This window comes from Streptomyces sp. 3330 (assembly GCF_031456635.1).
In the GTDB taxonomy this organism is placed as follows: domain Bacteria; phylum Actinomycetota; class Actinomycetes; order Streptomycetales; family Streptomycetaceae; genus Streptomyces.
The window spans coordinates 19,617-34,585 of record NZ_JAVDVA010000019.1 but is presented as its reverse complement, the minus strand read 5'-3'; the positions used below and the strand labels follow the sequence as shown (position 1 = coordinate 34,585).

The following is a 14,969-nucleotide window of genomic DNA, read 5'->3' as shown; positions in this document are numbered from 1 at the left end:
CGTCTGAGCCCGGCGCGGGGCCTACACCCCGCGCCCGTGCGCCCCGTACTGGTCCATCAGCTTGCCGCGGGTCGTCTCCAGCCGGTGCGCGAGGATCTCGGCCACGATCCGTATCAGCGACATCCCGAGTGCCGGGTCCTCGTCGCACAGGGCGAGCACCGGCGCCGCCTCGAACTCGTAGGCGCGGACGGGGCTGAAGGCCTCGGCGCCGAAGTCCCACCGGTACGGCGGGAAGAGCCACGACCAGCCCAGCAGGTCGCCGGCGCCGAGGCTCGCCACGGTGACCCGCCGCAGGGACGTCACCTGCTGGACGAGCGAGACCGCGCCGGAGCGGATCACCCAGAAGCGGTCGGCGGTGCCGCCCGCGTCGAAGATCCGGGCGTCCTCGGGGAAGGACACCTCGCGGGCGAGTGTCATCAGACGCTGACGCTGGGGCGGGGGAAGCGCGGTCAGCAGTTTGGTCGCTTTGGTCATGGCCCGGAGCTCCTCGCCGACGATCGGTAGGGGTGCTTCCCCTTCCCATTTCAGCCGCTGCCGACGCCCCGGGCACCTCGGCGGGCCGCACTTTCCGCACACGGGCCACGCGGGCAAGGAAAAGCCCTGGCTGGACGGGGGAGGCCAGCCAGGGCAGCGAAGGGTGGTGCGCGGAGGAGGGAGTCGCTTCGACCCCGCTCACCAGGTATGAATGAACCGTAAACCATTCGCGGAGATTTCGTGCACCTGAAACCCGGTCACGTGACCTGTTTCACTCGGGCGCGGCGTTCCGGGCGACGACCCTGATCGTCCGCAGGTCCGGATCGGTCGGATCGGGGAGGTTCATGCCCGCCGCCAGGCCGGTGGCCACATAGCGCAGCGCGGGCTCGGTGAGCCGTTCGCCGGGCAGGACGGCCGGGATCCCCGGCGGGTACGGCGTGATCATCTCGGCGGCGATCCGCCCGGCGGCCTCGCTCAGCGGCACGTTCTCCGCGGGTCCGAAGAACGCGTCCCGGGGCAGCATCGCCTGCGCCATGCGCAGTTCCGCGGGGGCCGGCACCTCGACCCGCGGGGCCGGGCCCAGGTCCGGCGCGGCATGGGCGAGGTCCTTGAGGGCGGCGAGCAGTTCGCCGGTCGTTCCGCGGTCGTCGGCGTGCGTCAGCTGCGCGCCGATCCGCCGGTGGTCGGACAGATGCATGTCCATGAGCTGATGCTCGCGCAGCCAGTCCGCGGCCTGGAAACCGGAGATGCCGAGCCCCTGGACGTCGATCACCACCGGCAGCGGATCGAAGTCGTCGGCGAGTCCCGGACCGCAGAAGTCCGCCCGGCCCTCGACGTGCATCCCGTCGATCTCCTCGATCGCGGACCGTACCTCCCGGGCCAGTCCGAGAGCAGCGCCCAACAACTGCTCGCCGTGCAGCGCCATTTGCCGACGCCAGCCGTCGAGTCCCGCGTACAGCAGCACCGAGGGGCTCGTCGTGCCCAGCAGGTCCGCGCGCATGTCCAGCAGTTCCGGGGTGACGAGTCCGCCCTGGAGATGGAACACCGAGCCCTGCTCCAGGCCGCTGCCCATCTTGTGGATGCTGGTCACGCAGATGTCCGCGCCCGCGTCCATCGCCCAGGAGGGCAGGTCCGGATGGAAGGGCAGATGGGCTCCCCAGGCCTCGTCCACGACGAGCGGCACCGACCGGCGATGGCAGACGTCGGCGATGGCGCGCAGGTCCGCGCAGGCGCCGTACGGCGTGGGGCTGGTGACCAGGGCGCCCTTCGCGTCGGGGTGGGCCTCGAAGGCCTTCTCGAACTCCGCGGCCGACGGCGGATGCGCCAGGCGGCGCTCGGTGTCCCAGCGCGGCTCGACCCACACGGGCTCGATCCCGGACAGGATCAGCCCCGACACCACCGACTTGTGTGCGTCCCGCCCGATCAGCAGCTTCTCGTGCGGCCCGGCCACGGACAGCATCGCGGCCTTGACGGACAGGGAACTCCCGCAGGTCGAGAAGAAGGTGTGTTCGGCGTGTACGGCGTCCGCCATCAGCTCCTCGGCCCGCTCCAGCACCCGGTTGCGGGTCAGCCGGTCGTCGAGCCCGCCGGACGCCAGCACGTCCCCGAGGAAGACCGCGTCCCCCAGCACCGCCCGGACCTCGGGGTCGGCGCCGCGGGCCTGCTTGTGCCCCGGCGGGGTGAACGACAGCCGGCCCTGCCGTCGGTAGTCGACCAGGGCCTCCAGAACGGGCGCTCGCGTGTGATCGGCAGCCATACGTCCCGGGTGCCCGCGACGACCCGCGCCAATCCCGGCCGGCGGCCGGTCAGTGCGGCGCGGCGCTCCGGCCGGGCGTCACGATCTCGTCCAGCACCTTGAGCACGGCTTCGTAGGCGATCCCCCGGGTCCGGGCGTCGCGCGCGTCGTCCGCGCGTCCCGCGTCGGCCCGGGCGAGGTCGGCGCTCCGGGCCCGCCAGGCCAGCAGTTCCTCGTGGGCGCAGGCCCTCGCCCGCTGGATGCGCCGCAGCAGTTCGTCCGAGTCCACCACATCCGTCATCCACTCCGCCTACCCGGATCGGGGAGACGAATGCTCCTCGTCCGGGAGGTTTGGCCGCCCGGGGGGCGGCCAGCCGCACAGGAGACGACCGCACCGTCCGGCGGCCCAGGGCGCCGGGTGCGGGAGAGGCGCACAACCCGCCGCGGAGGGCGGCCGTCCGACCAGCCGGGACCAGTCAGGGGAGCGAAGGGATGCGTACGAACGACGCGACCGACCGGGGGAACGCGCAGGACGGCGTCCTCGGACACGGCGGGCACGAGCAGTGCCGGCCGGCCGACGTCCGCAGTGCCGTACGGCAGGCGGTGAGCGGGCGATGCGGGACCAGCGGCTGCCCGTACGACGAGGACGGGCTCTCGGACGCCCTGCTCGTCGCCTCGGAACTGACCAGCAACGCCATCCTGCACGGCGGCGGCATCACGGGATTCGACGTCGACATGGACGGGCCCGCCGTGCGCGTCTCCGTCAGCGACCGCAGCGACCGGCTGCCCGTCACCCACGATCCGCTCGACGAACAGGGCCGGCAGCGCACCGGCGGTCGCGGCTGGCCGATCGTCTGCCGGCTGGCCCGCAACGTCAAGGTGGCCTGTCTGCCGTCCGGCGGCAAGCGCATCACCGCCGTCGTGCCCGTGTTCTGACGTCGGCGCCGACCGGGCCCGGAGCGGGGAACGCGAGCCGGTGAACGCCTTTCGCGCAGGCGGAGTTTGTTCGTCCACGGGCAGGGCAGACGGAGGTTCGTGCTTCGGACCGGAGGCGCGCCGACGGGAGCGAGTTGTCGCTCCGGGGCGTCGCCCATGCCCCGGACCGCACGACTCCTCCGTCGCCAGTACCTGAGACCACCGTTCAGGAGAGCGATACCGCATGCCTATCGACATGTCGACAAGCCGTCCTTCCGTATCCACCCCCGCCACCGCTGAGTTGCGGCGCACCCACGCCGACGCGCCCGACACCATGAGCCGGTTCGCCCGGCTCGTGACCCTGGAGGAGGGCCCCGAGCGGGACGCCGTACGCGACGAACTCGTCACCGCCTGGCTGCCCATGGCCCACCGCATCGCCGGCCGGTTCCGCGACCGTGGTGAGGCCATCGAGGACCTGCGGCAGGTCGCGGCACTGGGGCTGGTCAAGGCCGTCGACCGCTTCGACCCCGAGCGCGGGGCCTTCGAGAGCTACGCCGTGCCCACCATCACCGGCGAGATCAAGCGGCACTTCCGGGACCGGATGTGGGCGCTGCGCGTGCCCCGCCGGGTACAGGAACTGCGCAACAAGGTCCGCGTCGCCCGCCGGGAGCTCACCCAGAACCCCGGGGCGGCCGAGCCCTCGGTGGCCGACATCGCCACCCACACCGGGCTCACCGAGGACGAGGTGAGCGCCGGCCTGGAGGCACTGGAGAGCTTCAGCACCCTGTCGCTGGACGCCGAGACCTCGGCCGGCGACGACGGCTACAGCCTCGCCGACACCCTGGGCGGCTCCGACGCCTCCTTCGACGTCGTGGTCGACCGCGAGTCCGCCAAGGAAGGCCTGCGCCGCCTGCCGGAACGCGAGCGGGCCATTCTCTACATGCGCTTTTTCGAGGACATGACGCAGAGCAGGATCGCCGACCGGCTGGGCATCTCCCAGATGCACGTGTCCCGGCTCATCAGCCGCAGCTGCGAGCGGGTGCGTCAGGAAGCCCTGCGCTGACGGCACCGCATTCACCCATTCCGAACGGAGGAGAAGCAGACCGATGCTCATGCCGCACCCCGCTGTCCTGCGCAGACTCGTCGACGAGTACGAGGCGCTGACGCGATCCGGATCCCCCGAGGCGCAGCCCCAGGAACAGGCCCAGGCGCGCGACCTCGCCTACACCCTGTGCGTGTCCACCGGCACGCGCGACGTGAGGCACGCCCTGGAGACCGCACACCAGTGGCTCGAGGCGGCGTCGTCCGCCGACGCCGCGGTACGGCCGCCGACCGGCAGAGATCCCCACGTGTACGCCTGACGGGCGGGGTGGACGCGCGGGATCCCGCGTCCACCCCGCTTTTTTCGGCGCTTGACGCGGTCCGAGCGCCGGACGTGTGCACCGCGTGAGCCGGGGCATGCGGATCCCGCAGGAATCGGGGAGACTTCGGGGAGGGTGGCATGAACACGAGTGCTCTGGCGCGCAACGGCAAGGTCGGGGTGGAGCGAGCCGCACGGGGCTCGGTGACGAAGGGCGCCGCCAAGGCGGGCCTCACGGCGCGGGGCGTGATCTATCTGCTGGTCGGACTGCTGGCGCTGCAGATCGCCTTCGGCGACGGCCATCAGCAGGCGGACCGCCAGGGCGCCCTGGCGGAGATCTCGGAGAAGCCCTTCGGCGCCGTACTGCTGTGGGCGCTGGGCATCGGACTGGTCGGCATGGCGCTGTGGCGGCTGTCGGAGGTCGTCTTCGGCGGAGTCGGCGCCGAAGGGCGCAGCGCCAAGAAGCGGCTGCTCGCGTCCGTCCGGTGCGTCTTCTACTCCTTCGTCGCCTACTCCGTGCTGGCCTTCGCCGCCGGATCGGGCAGCGGAGGCGGCGGCGACGAGCAGTCCAGGGACGTCACCGCCCGTGCGCTCGAGCTTCCCGCGGGCCAGTGGATAGTCGGCGCGGGCGGCGCGGGGATCATCGTCGCGGGCCTGTGGATCGGCGCCCGCGCCGTCATGCGGTCGTACCGCAAGAAGATGCGGCTCGGGGAGATGTCCCCGCGCATGCGGCGGCTGGTGGACATCACCGGAGTGGGCGGCGGCGCCGCCCGTGGCGTGGTGTTCGCGGCCGCGGGAGTCTTCGCCGTACGGGCCGCCGTCGAATACCGGCCGAACGAGGCCAAGGGGATCGACGACACCCTGCGTTCGTTCGCCGGCACGCCCGCCGGGCCCGGCCTCCTGGCCTGCGTCGCAGCCGGACTCGTGCTCTTCGGTCTGTTCTCGTTCGCCATGGCACGCTGGCGCAAGGTCTGACGTCCGGCTGCGTGGGAACACGGACCAGATGAACGAATCAGAGTTCCCGCGCGACGGACGGCCCGTGGACATGTACCTCGACCTTCTGCGCGTCCGCATGGACAGCGAGGACTACCAGCTTCTGCTGAAGGTCGTCGCGCCCGCGCTGCGCGCACTCGAGGAGCAGCGTCCCGAGAGCCTCGACTTCGCCCTCGATCCGGAGGACACCCAACAGCTGCCCCAGGAGATCCGTGACGAGGCCGCACTGGTCATCGCCACCGCCGTGACCGGCCGGCTGGACAACCAGCTGGTGGAGATAGACGTCGACGGAACCGGCCCGGTCCGGGTGGTCACCGACGCGGGCACCGCGTCCGACCCCACCCGCCTCGCCGAGATCGCCGGCTGCATCCGGCAGCGCCACCAGGACACGGAGGAACTGCGGGGCATCGCCGCGGCGAGCGACATGTCCACGGACTTCTGACCGGGGCCGCACCCGCTGTCACGTGCGCGGCGGGGCCACCGGTGCGCCGAGCGGCCGGGCCAGGCCGACCACCGCTTCGTCCAACCGCTGAAGGTGACGGAGCACGCGGTCGGTCACCCGGCCGTAGCGCGGCGTCCCCGGACCGCCCGGCATCAGCAGCGAGGCGATGCTCGGCCCGGTCAGCACCTCGGCCGTGGTCCGCTCGCCCGCCACGCGCGCCGAGATCGCCCCGATGTTGTGCCGGATCCGCTGCCCGGCGCGGCGCAGCCCCGGGTCCGCCACGATCGCCCGCTGGGTCGGCAGCAGCTCGGCCATGGCCGCCAGGGTCCGCGCGTGATACGCACAGGTCTCGAGCAGCGCGACGACGTACCGGGCCGTGTCCCGACGGGTCCGCAACGGCGTGACCGGGTGCGTCAGGGGCTGCGTGGCCGCCCGCAGATCGGCCAGTGCCTGGTCCAGATCGCGGGCCAGATCCAGCAGCTCGGCCGGGGGACCCCCGCTCAGCTGCTCCACGGCCGACTCGGTGACCTCGGCCAGCCGGTCCAGCACGGTCGTCAGCAGCTCGTTCGTCCGCCGGTCCGTGTGCACCGGCAGCACCAGCGCCGCCGCGACGATCCCGCAGGCCGCCCCCAGCGCGGTCTCCTCCACCCGCAGCACCAGCACCGACGTGCTGTAGGTGTGCAGCAGCGTGTACAGCACACCCAGCGCGGCCGTCACGAAGAACGACATCAGCGTGTACGACAGCGGCGCCGTGTAGAACATCGCGAACACGCACAGCAGCACCACCGCGAACGCCGTCCACGTGTGGTGCCCGACCAGCCCCGCCAGCAGGATTCCGGCGACCACCCCGAGCACGGTGCCCAGCAGCCGCCGGTAGCCCTTGACCAGGATCTCCCCGGTGGACGCGGTGTTGATGAACACGATCCAGCAGGTCAGCACCGCCCAGTACCAGCGGTGCGAGGAGAGCAGCTCGCCCCCGACGATGGCCAGCGCCGACCCGACGGCGACCTGCACGGCGGCCCGGGTGGTGGGGCGCCGCAGCCCCGTCTCCTGCCCGGCCGCGGAGTCCTCGTCCCCCTCGCCCCCGCCGATCGCGGCGTCCTCGGCGTCCAGTTCCTCGCGCGAGCGCGCCGTCTCGGGACTGTCCTCGGACTCGTCCTGCGGCCCGTCGAGCGCGACCCGCAGCCCCAGCACCGCGCGCGCCGCCTCACCGACGCCCCGGAAGACGTCCTGGACGGCGGGGGAGGCCTTCGGCAGGTTCTCCTCGTCCCGGTAGCCGAGCAGCCGGTTGCGGACGTGGGCCGTGGCGGCGCCCTCGGCGACGGGAATGCGCACCAGCAGCCGCAGCGCCCCCAGATCGCGGCGCAGGGCGGCGAGCGCCTCGTCCCGCACCGGGAGATGGCCGCCCTCCGGCAGCGGCGCGCCGGGCAGGTGCAGGGTCAGGGTGTCGGCCCGTTCGGCGCTGCGGGCGGTCAGCAGGAGCAGGCCGAGCCGCTCGGCGGCGATCTCGGCGTCGGCGATGCGGCGCTGCACCAGCCGGGCCGTCGCCTGGTCCGGAGTGCCCTCCTCCAGCCGGCCCTGGATCAGCATGGCCGTCTCGTGCAGCCGGGCGGTGCCCTCACGCACATGGGCCAGCGCCTTCTCCACGTCGTCAGGACCTGCGTCGAGAAGGTCGAGCTGGGCCGCCAGCAACTGCGCGAGCCGCGCCCTGAAGGCCCCGCGCAGCCGCTGGAGGATCCCGGTCGGCGTCTGCGGCACCAGCACGAAGCGGGCCACCGCACTGCACGCGAAGGCGACGGCCAGCACCACGTAGAACCCCGGCAGGCTCGCACCGCTGACCCCGACGAACAAGGACAGGAAGTAGACCTGGAAGCCGACCAGGCCGAGCGCCGTGCCCCGGTCGCCGAACCGGCGGCCGTACACGGCGCAGAAGATCAGGGCCACGAAGAAGAGGTCGCCGGCCACCGTGCGGGAGCTGAGCAGCGCCGCGAGCGACATCGAGGCGAACGCCACCGGCAGGCCCAGCGCCAGCGTGACGGCCTGCCGGTCGCGCTGCTTCTCCCGGATGGCGAACGTGGCGACCATCGCGGCGATGGCCCCCGCCACCAGGTGCGAGACGTCCGCGCCCAGCAGGGAGAGCACGGCGAGCGTGAGGGAGATCGCACCGACCGTGCGCAGTCCCGCCGCCAGACGCAGCAGCCCGGGATCGGATGCCGCGATCCGATCCCGCCACCGTGCCCCGACCGACCGTGCCGCCGCCCTCACGCCGCCGTACTCTCTCCCGCCGGGCGACCTCAGGCGGTCTCCGACCCGGGCCCCTCGATCTGTGCCCGCACCTGCTCGGGTGTCAGATAGCTGTCCGTGTACTCGAAGTCCTTCAGCTTCGCCGCCCGGCGCGCCTGGAAGCCGGTGCGCACGAAGTCGTCGCCCGCGATCGCGTTGAGCGTCCAGTTCGTCAGCACCCGCGCCTTGGCCACGCCCGTGCGCAGCGCCCCCCAGTGGTAGCCGCGGGCCACGGCCTGCGCGGGCAGCCCCCGCAGCTCGATGCCGAGCGGCTTGGAGACGGCGTCGGTCCCGCCGAGGTCGACGACCAGACCGAGGTCCTTGTGCACGTACGGCCGCCTCGCCCGGCCCCGCAGCGTCGCGATGACGTTGTCGGCGACGACCTTGCCCTGCCGCATCGCGTGCTGCGCCGTGGGCGGGCAGACCGCGCCCGGCTCGCCCTTGGCCTCGTCCGGCACGGCGGCGGCGTCGCCGAGCGCGAACACCCCGTCGTTCCCGGGCAGGTTCATCTCCGCGGTGACGGCGAGCCGCCCGCGGACGGTCTCCGCGCCGAGCGTCGCGATCAGCGGGCTGGCCACCACGCCCGCCGTCCAGATCAGGGTGCGGGTCGGGATCACCCGTCCGTCGGTGAAGGTGACCTCCTCGGGGCCCGCCTTGGCGATCGACACCCCGAGCGAGATGTCGATGCCCCGCTTGCGCAGCACCTCCTGCGCGCTGCGGCCGAGCTTGTCGCCGAGCTCCGGCATCAGCTTCGGCGCGATGTCGATCAGATGCCACTTGATCAGGCTCGGATCCAGGTTCGGATAGCGCTTGACCGCGTTGTGGGTGAGCAGCTGGAGGCAGGCGGCGGTCTCGGTGCCTGCGTAGCCGCCGCCGACGACCACGAACTGGAGCCGCGAGGTCCGCTCGGCGGGGTCGTTGCTGGCGTCGGCGAGGTCGAGCTGGCTGATGACGTGGTCGCGGATGTACGCGGCCTCGGCGAGGGTCTTCATCCCGAAGGCGTGCTCGGTCAGCCCCGGGATGTCGAAGGTGCGGGTCACGCTGCCGGGAGCGAGCACGATGTAGTCGTACGGCTCGTTGACGATCTCGTCGGTGATGGTCCTGATGACGCACACCTTCGACTTGAGGTCCACGCCGATGGCGCCGCCCGGGATGATCCGGGTGCGGTACTTCTTGCTGCGGCGCAGCGATACGGCGATCGACTGGGGCGTCAGCACCCCGGAGGCGACCTGTGGCAGCAGCGGCAGATAGAGCTGGTAGGCGAACGGCGTCACCAGAGTGACGTCGGCCTCCGCCGCGGAGAGCGCGCGTTCCAGACGGCGGACGCACCCCACTCCCGCGAAGCCCGCGCCCACTACCAGGATCCTGGGTCGTGTCACGATGTCCATCCCTTTCTGCGGCTCCAGGCGGTCTGCCCCGACGTCATGCGCGTGCCCCGCCCGCGGGCGCTCGCACCTCATCGATCCCACCGCGCCCGGACGGGTTCCGCCAGCCGGGCGAGGCATGCAGACGAACGTTTCTCCTGAGGTCACCGACGTACCCCCCTCAGGGCCTGTGTACGCCCGTTGCCTTCGGGTAGGCCGTCGTACATGACAATCGCGGAGGCCGGAGGATAGTGGCGGTGTGGTGCGCGGACGGCTCCGACGACGGCCGCTGGGAGAGTCGTCGGACACAGGCCGGGCAACTCGCGGAGGCGGTCGAGAGCCTGGTGGCATGCTGGCTCACGGCCGCGGAGGAGACCAGACCCCGGCTGCCCGCCCGGCAGTTGCTGGCGCTGCGGACGGTGCGGAGCCGTCCGGAACTCAACATGACGGCCCTGGCCGAGCACCTGGGCGTCGGTCTGCCCACCGCGAGCCGCCTCTGCGACCGGCTCGAGGCCGCCGGGCTGCTGGAGCGGACCGTGCAGCCCAGTGACCGGCGCGAGGTGCAGCTCGTGGTGACCGCCTACGGACAACACCTCCTCACCGACGTCGCCGAGCGCCGGGTGCGACGGCTCGCCTCCGTGTTCGAGGCGATGACCCCGGCCCAGCGCACCGCGCTGGAACACGGGCTCCACGGTTTCCACCAGGCGCACACGTCGGCCCGGGAGGCCGAGGAGCCGGCCGACGGCTGACCGCTCCTCAGGTCCCGGGCCCGGCGGGGCCGTCGAGGAGGCGACCGCCGTGACTGTCCACGTGACACAGCAGCAGGCAGACGTCGTCGTCCCGCTCGGAGTCGCTCAGCATCGGGTCCAGGATGCGCTCCGCCGAGCCGTCCAGGTCCGCGTCCAGCGTCTCGGTACGGAACGCGCCGAGCGCCGCCGCCAGCCGCGCGATGCCCGGGTCTATGCCCTGGGCCCGCCGCTCGACCAGCCCGTCGGTGTACAGCGCCAGCGTGGAGCCCGGCTCCAGCGGCTCCATGTGGTCGGCGATCTCCTGGTGCAGCGGAATGCCGAGCATCGCCCCCGGCTTGGCGTCCAGGGTGCGCACCCGCCCGTCCGGGCCGCGCAGCACGGGCGGCGGATGACCCGCCGCCGCCCACGTCAGCACCGGCTCGTCGGGCTGGAAGCGGGCGATCACGGCGGTCGCGTACAGGTCGGGCTGGAGGTGGTGCAGGAACATGTGCAGCCGGGTCAGCAGCACGCCCGGGCTGCCCCCGTCCACGGCGTAGGCGCGCAGCGCGGTGCGCAGCTGGCTCATCATCACGGCCGCGTGCAGGCCGTGCCCCGTCACGTCGCCGACGACGGTGATCAGACTGCCGTCGGGCTGCCGGAACGCGTCGTACCAGTCGCCGCCGATGTTCAGTCCGTACGTCGCCGGCAGGTAGCGGGCCGCCAGCCGCAGGCCGGGGGTGGCCGGCAGATCGGTCAGCAGGGCGCGCTGGAGGGTCTCGGCGATGTCCCGGTTGTGCTCGAAACGGCGGGCGTTGTCGAGCGCGCCGCCGGCCCGCCGGGTGAGTTCCAGGAGCATGACGGCGTCGTCCGGGTTCCAGCGGTCGCCGGGCGCGGTCAGCGTCACGACACCCAGGGGCCCGCTGCGGGCCGGCAGCGGCACACACAGCAGGGACCGGTTCGGATGCAGCGCCGACGGCGGCTGGTCGTCCACCCCGGGCAGACCCCCGGGGTGCGCGGCGGCGTACTGCGGCCGCCCGGTGCGGGCCGCGATCACGGCGGCCGCGGGCCGCGGCACGGACGACCCCCGCTCGTCCTCGGCGTCGAAGAGCCAGACGTCGGCCGTGCGGGCGTACTCCGGTACCAGCAGCTCGGGCAGCAGCCGGGCGATCTCCTCATGGTTGAGAGAAGCCGTCAGCGTCGCGCTGGCGTCGGCGAGGAACGTCAGTCTGCGCCGGGCGTCCTCCGCCTCCCGGCGCGCCGCGCGCTCCGCCGCGAAGGCCTCGCGCTGCGCCCGTCCGGCGGCGTCCAGCTCGGCGTGCAGCGCCAGCACACCTTGGTTGGTCTGGTGCAGCTCGTCCCGGTGGAACGCGACGAGCTCCTCCTGCTCGGCCAGTCGCTCCAGCACCAGGGCGGTGTCCTCGTCGGCGCCGAGCAGGGCCTCCGCGAGGGCGTTCTCGTCGCCCGCCGCGGCCTCGCAGACCGGCTCCGCGGCCGGCTCCGGGCACGGCACGGTGACGCACCACGGCCGCTCGCCGTCGGCGGGCGCGGGGGAGACCTCGGCCCGCAGGGAGCCTCCGTCGGCCGTGAGGACGAACGTCCAGCTGCCGCCCTTGGTCAGGCACTGGCGCAGCCGCGCGCTGAGGGCCGCGGCGAGCCGGGTGCGTTCCAGCGGCGGCACACCGCAGGCCGCGGCCACCCGCGCGGTGGTGATCCGCGCGCGGGACGCGTCGCTGACGGTGCTGATCGGCCAGGTGTGATTCATGGACCATCCGGCGGCGTCGGGGACAGGACGGCCACGGCGGTGTCGTCACGCACCGGGCGGGCGGAACTACCGGCGTCGCGGACCGTCACGGCGGCGGTGACGGCGGGATCGCTGGACAGCAGGCGTGGGTCGGCGGGCGGCGCCCAGCGGCTGGGCAGCCCGTCGCTGTGCAGGACGAGCAGGCGGTCCGGGGCCCAGACCGCCTCGGTCTCGGGCAGGGTCGTGGGCCGGTGGGCGCCGACTATGCCGGGCCGGGACAGCAGATGACGCCAGGAGTCGCCCTCGCGCAGCCGGGCCCCCACATTGCCGACACCGCTGAACAGCAGCCGTCCGGTCCGCAGGTCGAGCTGGGCCACCGCGACCGCGGCGCCCCTCGTGGCACGCAGCGCGGTGTCGAGCCGGCGCAGCAGTTCGGCCGGCGGCAGGTGGGGCGAGCGCTGTACCTCGTCGACCGCCGCGCCCGAGGCGCGGGCCGCCTCGGGGCCGTGGCCGAGCCCGTCGGCCAGCATCAGGGTCAGCCGGTCGCCCTCACGGACGCAGGTCCAGGCGTCCCCGGAACACGCGGCGCCCCGGAAGGGGATGTTGACGCCGCCGACCCGCACGGAGAACGCGGCGGACGCGGCGGAGGTGTCGTCCGTCGTGGCCGCCCCGGCCCGTCCGGGGTCCGGCTCACGGCGGCCGCGGACGCGGGCCGGCCCGCCGATCCGGGCCAGCGCGACCGTCCCGCGGCCCGGGACGCTGTGCAGGTCGAACTCGTCGGCGATCCGCCGGCAGGTGCCCAGTCCGGCGCCCAGCGAACCCGCCGTGGAGAACCCGTCGCCCAGGGCGGTGACGACGTCGGACATGCCCGGCCCGTGGTCGATGGCGGCGACCTGCACGACGAGGCCCCCCGGCCGTCCGCTCGGCGGGGGGACCGCCTCCACGAGGAGCTGTCCGCCGCCCGCGTGCTTGAGCAGGTTCGTCGCCAGCTCGGTCGCCACGAGGGCGGCGTCGGCCGTGCGCGACCGCTCCAGGCCCGCCAGCGCCGCCGCGTCCTCCGCGGCCACCCGGGCGTCCCGCACCCGCGTCGAGTCGTGCACCGGGACGTCCCACACGTACGTCATCGCGACTCCTCACGCTGGCGCGGCGAGCGGGCCGCCCACGAGGTCACCGTGACCGTGGTGCCGACACCGGGCGTGCTGTCGAGCGAGAACTCGTGCACCAGACGGCGCGCCCCGCCCAGCCCGAGCCCCAGTCCGCCGCCGGAGGTGTAGCCGTCGCTCAGCGCCCGCTCCGGGTCGGCGATGCCCGGCCCCCGGTCGGTGAACGTCAGCCGCAGCCCCTGCGCCCGTCCGTCGCGCACGTGCTCCGCCGCCATCTCCCCGCCGCCGCCGTACACCAGGGTGTTGCGGGCCAGTTCGCTGGCCGCGGTGACCAGCTTGGTCTGGTCCACCAGACCGAAACCGAGCGCGGCGGCGGCCTGGCGCACGTGCTGCCGTACCCACACCAGGTCCAGGTCCGAGCGGATCGGCAGGCGGGCCTCCACGCCCGCGACCGTCCCGCTCACCGAGGCTCCCGGCGCGGGCCGCCCGGAGCCGTCATGGCGAGCAGATCGAGGGCCGCCTCGGTGTTGAGCGCGGTCCGCAGGCCGGGGAGCGACAGCCCCAGCTCCACCAGCGTGATCGCCACCGCGGGACGCATGCCGCACACCACGGTGCGCGCGGCCAGCAGCCGCGACCCGGCCGCGATCTCGGCCAGGACACGCCCCAGGAAGGAGTCGACGATCTCCACCCCGGAGATGTCGATGACCACGCCGGTCACCCGGTTGCGGACGATCTGCTCGGCGATGTCCTGCTGGAGCTGCTCCGCCGTACCGTCGTGCAGATCGCCCTGGAGGGTGATCAGCAGGACGTCGCCGAGGCGGAGGACCGGAACGTGGGCCGCGGCGGGGAGGGAGAGGTCGTGGTTCACCGGGGACCCGCACCGCCGGGCGTCGCGAGCACGATGTCCGCGCCCAGCCGGTGCAGTGCGTACCCCAGGGCGTCGGCGAGGCTCGACCTGGTCACCACCGTCCCCAGGTCCAGGCCGAGGTGCACGATGGTCTGCGCGATGGCGGGCCGGATGCCCGAGACGACGCACTCCGCGCCCATCAGCCGGACGGCCGCGACGGTCTTCATCAGGTGCTGCGCCACCAGTGAGTCGACCATCGGCACCCCGGTGATGTCCAGGATCGCGAAGCGGGCCTGCTGGTCGACGACCGACTCCAGCAAGGTCTCCATCACGACCTGGCTGCGGGCGCTGTCGAGCGTCCCGATGAGCGGTACGGCGACGATGCCGTCCCAGAGCCGGATGACCGGGGTGGCGGCCTCGAGCAGCTCCAGCTGCTGCCGGTCGATGAGCGCCTGGCCCTCGCTCAGCGAGGTCTCCAGGACCACCAGCCGCAGGGTGCCCATGAGCACCGTCAGCAGGGTCGTGCACTCCCTGAGGTGCTCGGGCGTCGCCTCGGGCAGGTCCGCCACCAGCAGGTTCACGGCGGGCGGGCGGAGGCCGTCCACCTCGGTGGACACCTGGCCCGAGGTGAGCCCGAAGCGGGCGCGGGAGGCGACCATCCTGGTCAGCTGCTCGCGGACCGCGGTGAACCCGGGCGCGTCCGTGTCGGCCACGCGGCCGGTCCCGGCCACCTGGGCGAGCGCGTCGACGACGACCCGGCCGGCCTCCACCGCCTCGTCCCGCGAGACGGTGAACACCGTGCGGAACAGCGGTTCGTCGGCCCAGCGCTGGGCGATCTGCTCGCGGCGGCGGTGCAGGAAGTTCCCGACCTCGCGCGCCGGCGTGGTGTGTTCTGCGGCCGTTTCGTGCTCCGGCACCTGTTTCTCTCCTCAAGTCCTGGTCGGCTTCTCTTTCGCCGCCGGTGGCCCGCCGGAGGCGGACGGC

The 14,969-nt window shown here is 73.4% G+C and carries 16 protein-coding genes; 6 read left to right on the top strand and 10 right to left on the bottom strand.

The features are described from left to right. Window positions 1-21 precede the first annotated feature (21 nt). From J2X68_RS28075 to J2X68_RS28065, 3 genes are all read right to left on the bottom strand, one after another. Window positions 22-474: a cyclic nucleotide-binding domain-containing protein gene (locus J2X68_RS28075; RefSeq protein ID WP_310435365.1), complete on the bottom strand. Its 453-nt coding sequence runs from the start codon at window positions 472-474 to the stop codon at window positions 22-24. A 271-nt stretch (window positions 475-745) separates the two neighbouring features. After that, complete coding sequence (locus tag J2X68_RS28070) at window positions 746-2,230, bottom strand: aminotransferase class I/II-fold pyridoxal phosphate-dependent enzyme (protein WP_310435364.1); 1,485 nt, start codon at window positions 2,228-2,230, stop codon at window positions 746-748. A gap of 49 nt (window positions 2,231-2,279) precedes the next feature. Beyond that, entirely contained in the window at window positions 2,280-2,510 is a 231-nt protein-coding gene (locus tag J2X68_RS28065) for a hypothetical protein (RefSeq protein WP_310435363.1), read from the bottom strand. Window positions 2,511-2,701: 191 nt separating this feature from the next. Here J2X68_RS28065 and J2X68_RS28060 point away from each other — a divergent pair, with 191 nt between their 5' ends. From J2X68_RS28060 to J2X68_RS28040, 5 genes are all read left to right on the top strand, one after another. Then, on the top strand, window positions 2,702-3,145 hold the full coding sequence (locus tag J2X68_RS28060) for an ATP-binding protein (protein WP_310435362.1): 444 nt from the start codon (window positions 2,702-2,704) through the stop codon (window positions 3,143-3,145). 223 nt (window positions 3,146-3,368) lie between these two features. Beyond that, window positions 3,369-4,187, top strand: a complete 819-nt coding sequence (locus tag J2X68_RS28055; RefSeq protein WP_310435361.1) for a SigB/SigF/SigG family RNA polymerase sigma factor — start codon at window positions 3,369-3,371, stop codon at window positions 4,185-4,187. Window positions 4,188-4,230: 43 nt separating this feature from the next. Beyond that, complete coding sequence (locus tag J2X68_RS28050) at window positions 4,231-4,485, top strand: DUF5133 domain-containing protein (RefSeq protein WP_310435360.1); 255 nt, start codon at window positions 4,231-4,233, stop codon at window positions 4,483-4,485. 140 nt (window positions 4,486-4,625) lie between these two features. Further along, the gene (locus J2X68_RS28045; RefSeq protein WP_310435359.1) at window positions 4,626-5,459 is read left to right on the top strand and encodes a DUF1206 domain-containing protein; all 834 of its coding nucleotides are present in this window, start codon (window positions 4,626-4,628) and stop codon (window positions 5,457-5,459) included. A gap of 28 nt (window positions 5,460-5,487) precedes the next feature. Continuing rightward, window positions 5,488-5,919, top strand: coding sequence for a hypothetical protein (locus tag J2X68_RS28040; RefSeq protein WP_020126252.1), 432 nt, complete (start codon window positions 5,488-5,490; stop codon window positions 5,917-5,919). 18 nt (window positions 5,920-5,937) lie between these two features. Here J2X68_RS28040 and J2X68_RS28035 read toward each other — a convergent pair whose 3' ends face one another. Continuing rightward, window positions 5,938-8,184 carry an FUSC family protein gene (locus J2X68_RS28035; RefSeq protein WP_310435358.1) on the bottom strand — a complete coding sequence of 749 codons (2,247 nt, stop codon included), beginning with the start codon at window positions 8,182-8,184 and terminating at the stop codon, window positions 5,938-5,940. Window positions 8,185-8,213: 29 nt separating this feature from the next. Next, window positions 8,214-9,590 carry an NAD(P)/FAD-dependent oxidoreductase gene (locus J2X68_RS28030; protein ID WP_310435357.1) on the bottom strand — a complete coding sequence of 459 codons (1,377 nt, stop codon included), beginning with the start codon at window positions 9,588-9,590 and terminating at the stop codon, window positions 8,214-8,216. A 227-nt stretch (window positions 9,591-9,817) separates the two neighbouring features. Here J2X68_RS28030 and J2X68_RS28025 point away from each other — a divergent pair, with 227 nt between their 5' ends. Then, window positions 9,818-10,315 (top strand): MarR family transcriptional regulator, encoded by a 498-nt coding sequence (locus tag J2X68_RS28025; protein ID WP_310435356.1) that lies wholly within the window; start codon window positions 9,818-9,820, stop codon window positions 10,313-10,315. A 7-nt stretch (window positions 10,316-10,322) separates the two neighbouring features. On the opposite strand, the gene J2X68_RS28020 is transcribed toward J2X68_RS28025, so the two are convergent. Genes J2X68_RS28020 through J2X68_RS28000 form a run of 5 tightly spaced genes read right to left on the bottom strand, consistent with a single transcriptional unit; the run spans window position 10,323 to window position 14,902 of the window. Continuing rightward, the gene (locus J2X68_RS28020) at window positions 10,323-12,056 is read right to left on the bottom strand and encodes a SpoIIE family protein phosphatase (protein WP_310435355.1); all 1,734 of its coding nucleotides are present in this window, start codon (window positions 12,054-12,056) and stop codon (window positions 10,323-10,325) included. Beyond that, entirely contained in the window at window positions 12,053-13,159 is a 1,107-nt protein-coding gene (locus J2X68_RS28015; protein WP_310435354.1) for an ATP-binding protein/SpoIIE family protein phosphatase, read from the bottom strand. Before J2X68_RS28015 ends, J2X68_RS28020 begins: the two co-directional genes overlap by 4 nt. Then, window positions 13,156-13,602: an anti-sigma regulatory factor gene (locus J2X68_RS28010; protein ID WP_310435353.1), complete on the bottom strand. Its 447-nt coding sequence runs from the start codon at window positions 13,600-13,602 to the stop codon at window positions 13,156-13,158. The genes J2X68_RS28015 and J2X68_RS28010 overlap by 4 nt, the downstream gene beginning before the upstream one ends. Next, on the bottom strand, window positions 13,599-14,006 hold the full coding sequence (locus J2X68_RS28005; RefSeq protein ID WP_310435352.1) for an STAS domain-containing protein: 408 nt from the start codon (window positions 14,004-14,006) through the stop codon (window positions 13,599-13,601). The genes J2X68_RS28010 and J2X68_RS28005 overlap by 4 nt, the downstream gene beginning before the upstream one ends. Next, window positions 14,003-14,902 (bottom strand): STAS domain-containing protein, encoded by a 900-nt coding sequence (locus tag J2X68_RS28000; protein WP_310435351.1) that lies wholly within the window; start codon window positions 14,900-14,902, stop codon window positions 14,003-14,005. The genes J2X68_RS28005 and J2X68_RS28000 overlap by 4 nt, the downstream gene beginning before the upstream one ends. Between the last annotated feature and the right edge of the window lie 67 nt (window positions 14,903-14,969).

Coding starts and splice junctions, on each gene's coding strand:
- J2X68_RS28075 (WP_310435365.1), bottom strand. CDS start 474: ATGACCAAAGCGACCAAACTGCTGACCGCGCTTCCCCCGCCCCAGCGT.
- J2X68_RS28065 (WP_310435363.1), bottom strand. CDS start 2,510: ATGACGGATGTGGTGGACTCGGACGAACTGCTGCGGCGCATCCAGCGG.
- J2X68_RS28045 (WP_310435359.1), top strand. CDS start 4,626: ATGAACACGAGTGCTCTGGCGCGCAACGGCAAGGTCGGGGTGGAGCGA.
- J2X68_RS28050 (WP_310435360.1), top strand. CDS start 4,231: ATGCTCATGCCGCACCCCGCTGTCCTGCGCAGACTCGTCGACGAGTAC.
- J2X68_RS28055 (WP_310435361.1), top strand. CDS start 3,369: ATGCCTATCGACATGTCGACAAGCCGTCCTTCCGTATCCACCCCCGCC.
- J2X68_RS28030 (WP_310435357.1), bottom strand. CDS start 9,590: ATGGACATCGTGACACGACCCAGGATCCTGGTAGTGGGCGCGGGCTTC.
- J2X68_RS28070 (WP_310435364.1), bottom strand. CDS start 2,230: ATGGCTGCCGATCACACGCGAGCGCCCGTTCTGGAGGCCCTGGTCGAC.
- J2X68_RS28015 (WP_310435354.1), bottom strand. CDS start 13,159: ATGACGTACGTGTGGGACGTCCCGGTGCACGACTCGACGCGGGTGCGG.
- J2X68_RS28040 (WP_020126252.1), top strand. CDS start 5,488: ATGAACGAATCAGAGTTCCCGCGCGACGGACGGCCCGTGGACATGTAC.
- J2X68_RS28020 (WP_310435355.1), bottom strand. CDS start 12,056: ATGAATCACACCTGGCCGATCAGCACCGTCAGCGACGCGTCCCGCGCG.
- J2X68_RS28060 (WP_310435362.1), top strand. CDS start 2,702: ATGCGTACGAACGACGCGACCGACCGGGGGAACGCGCAGGACGGCGTC.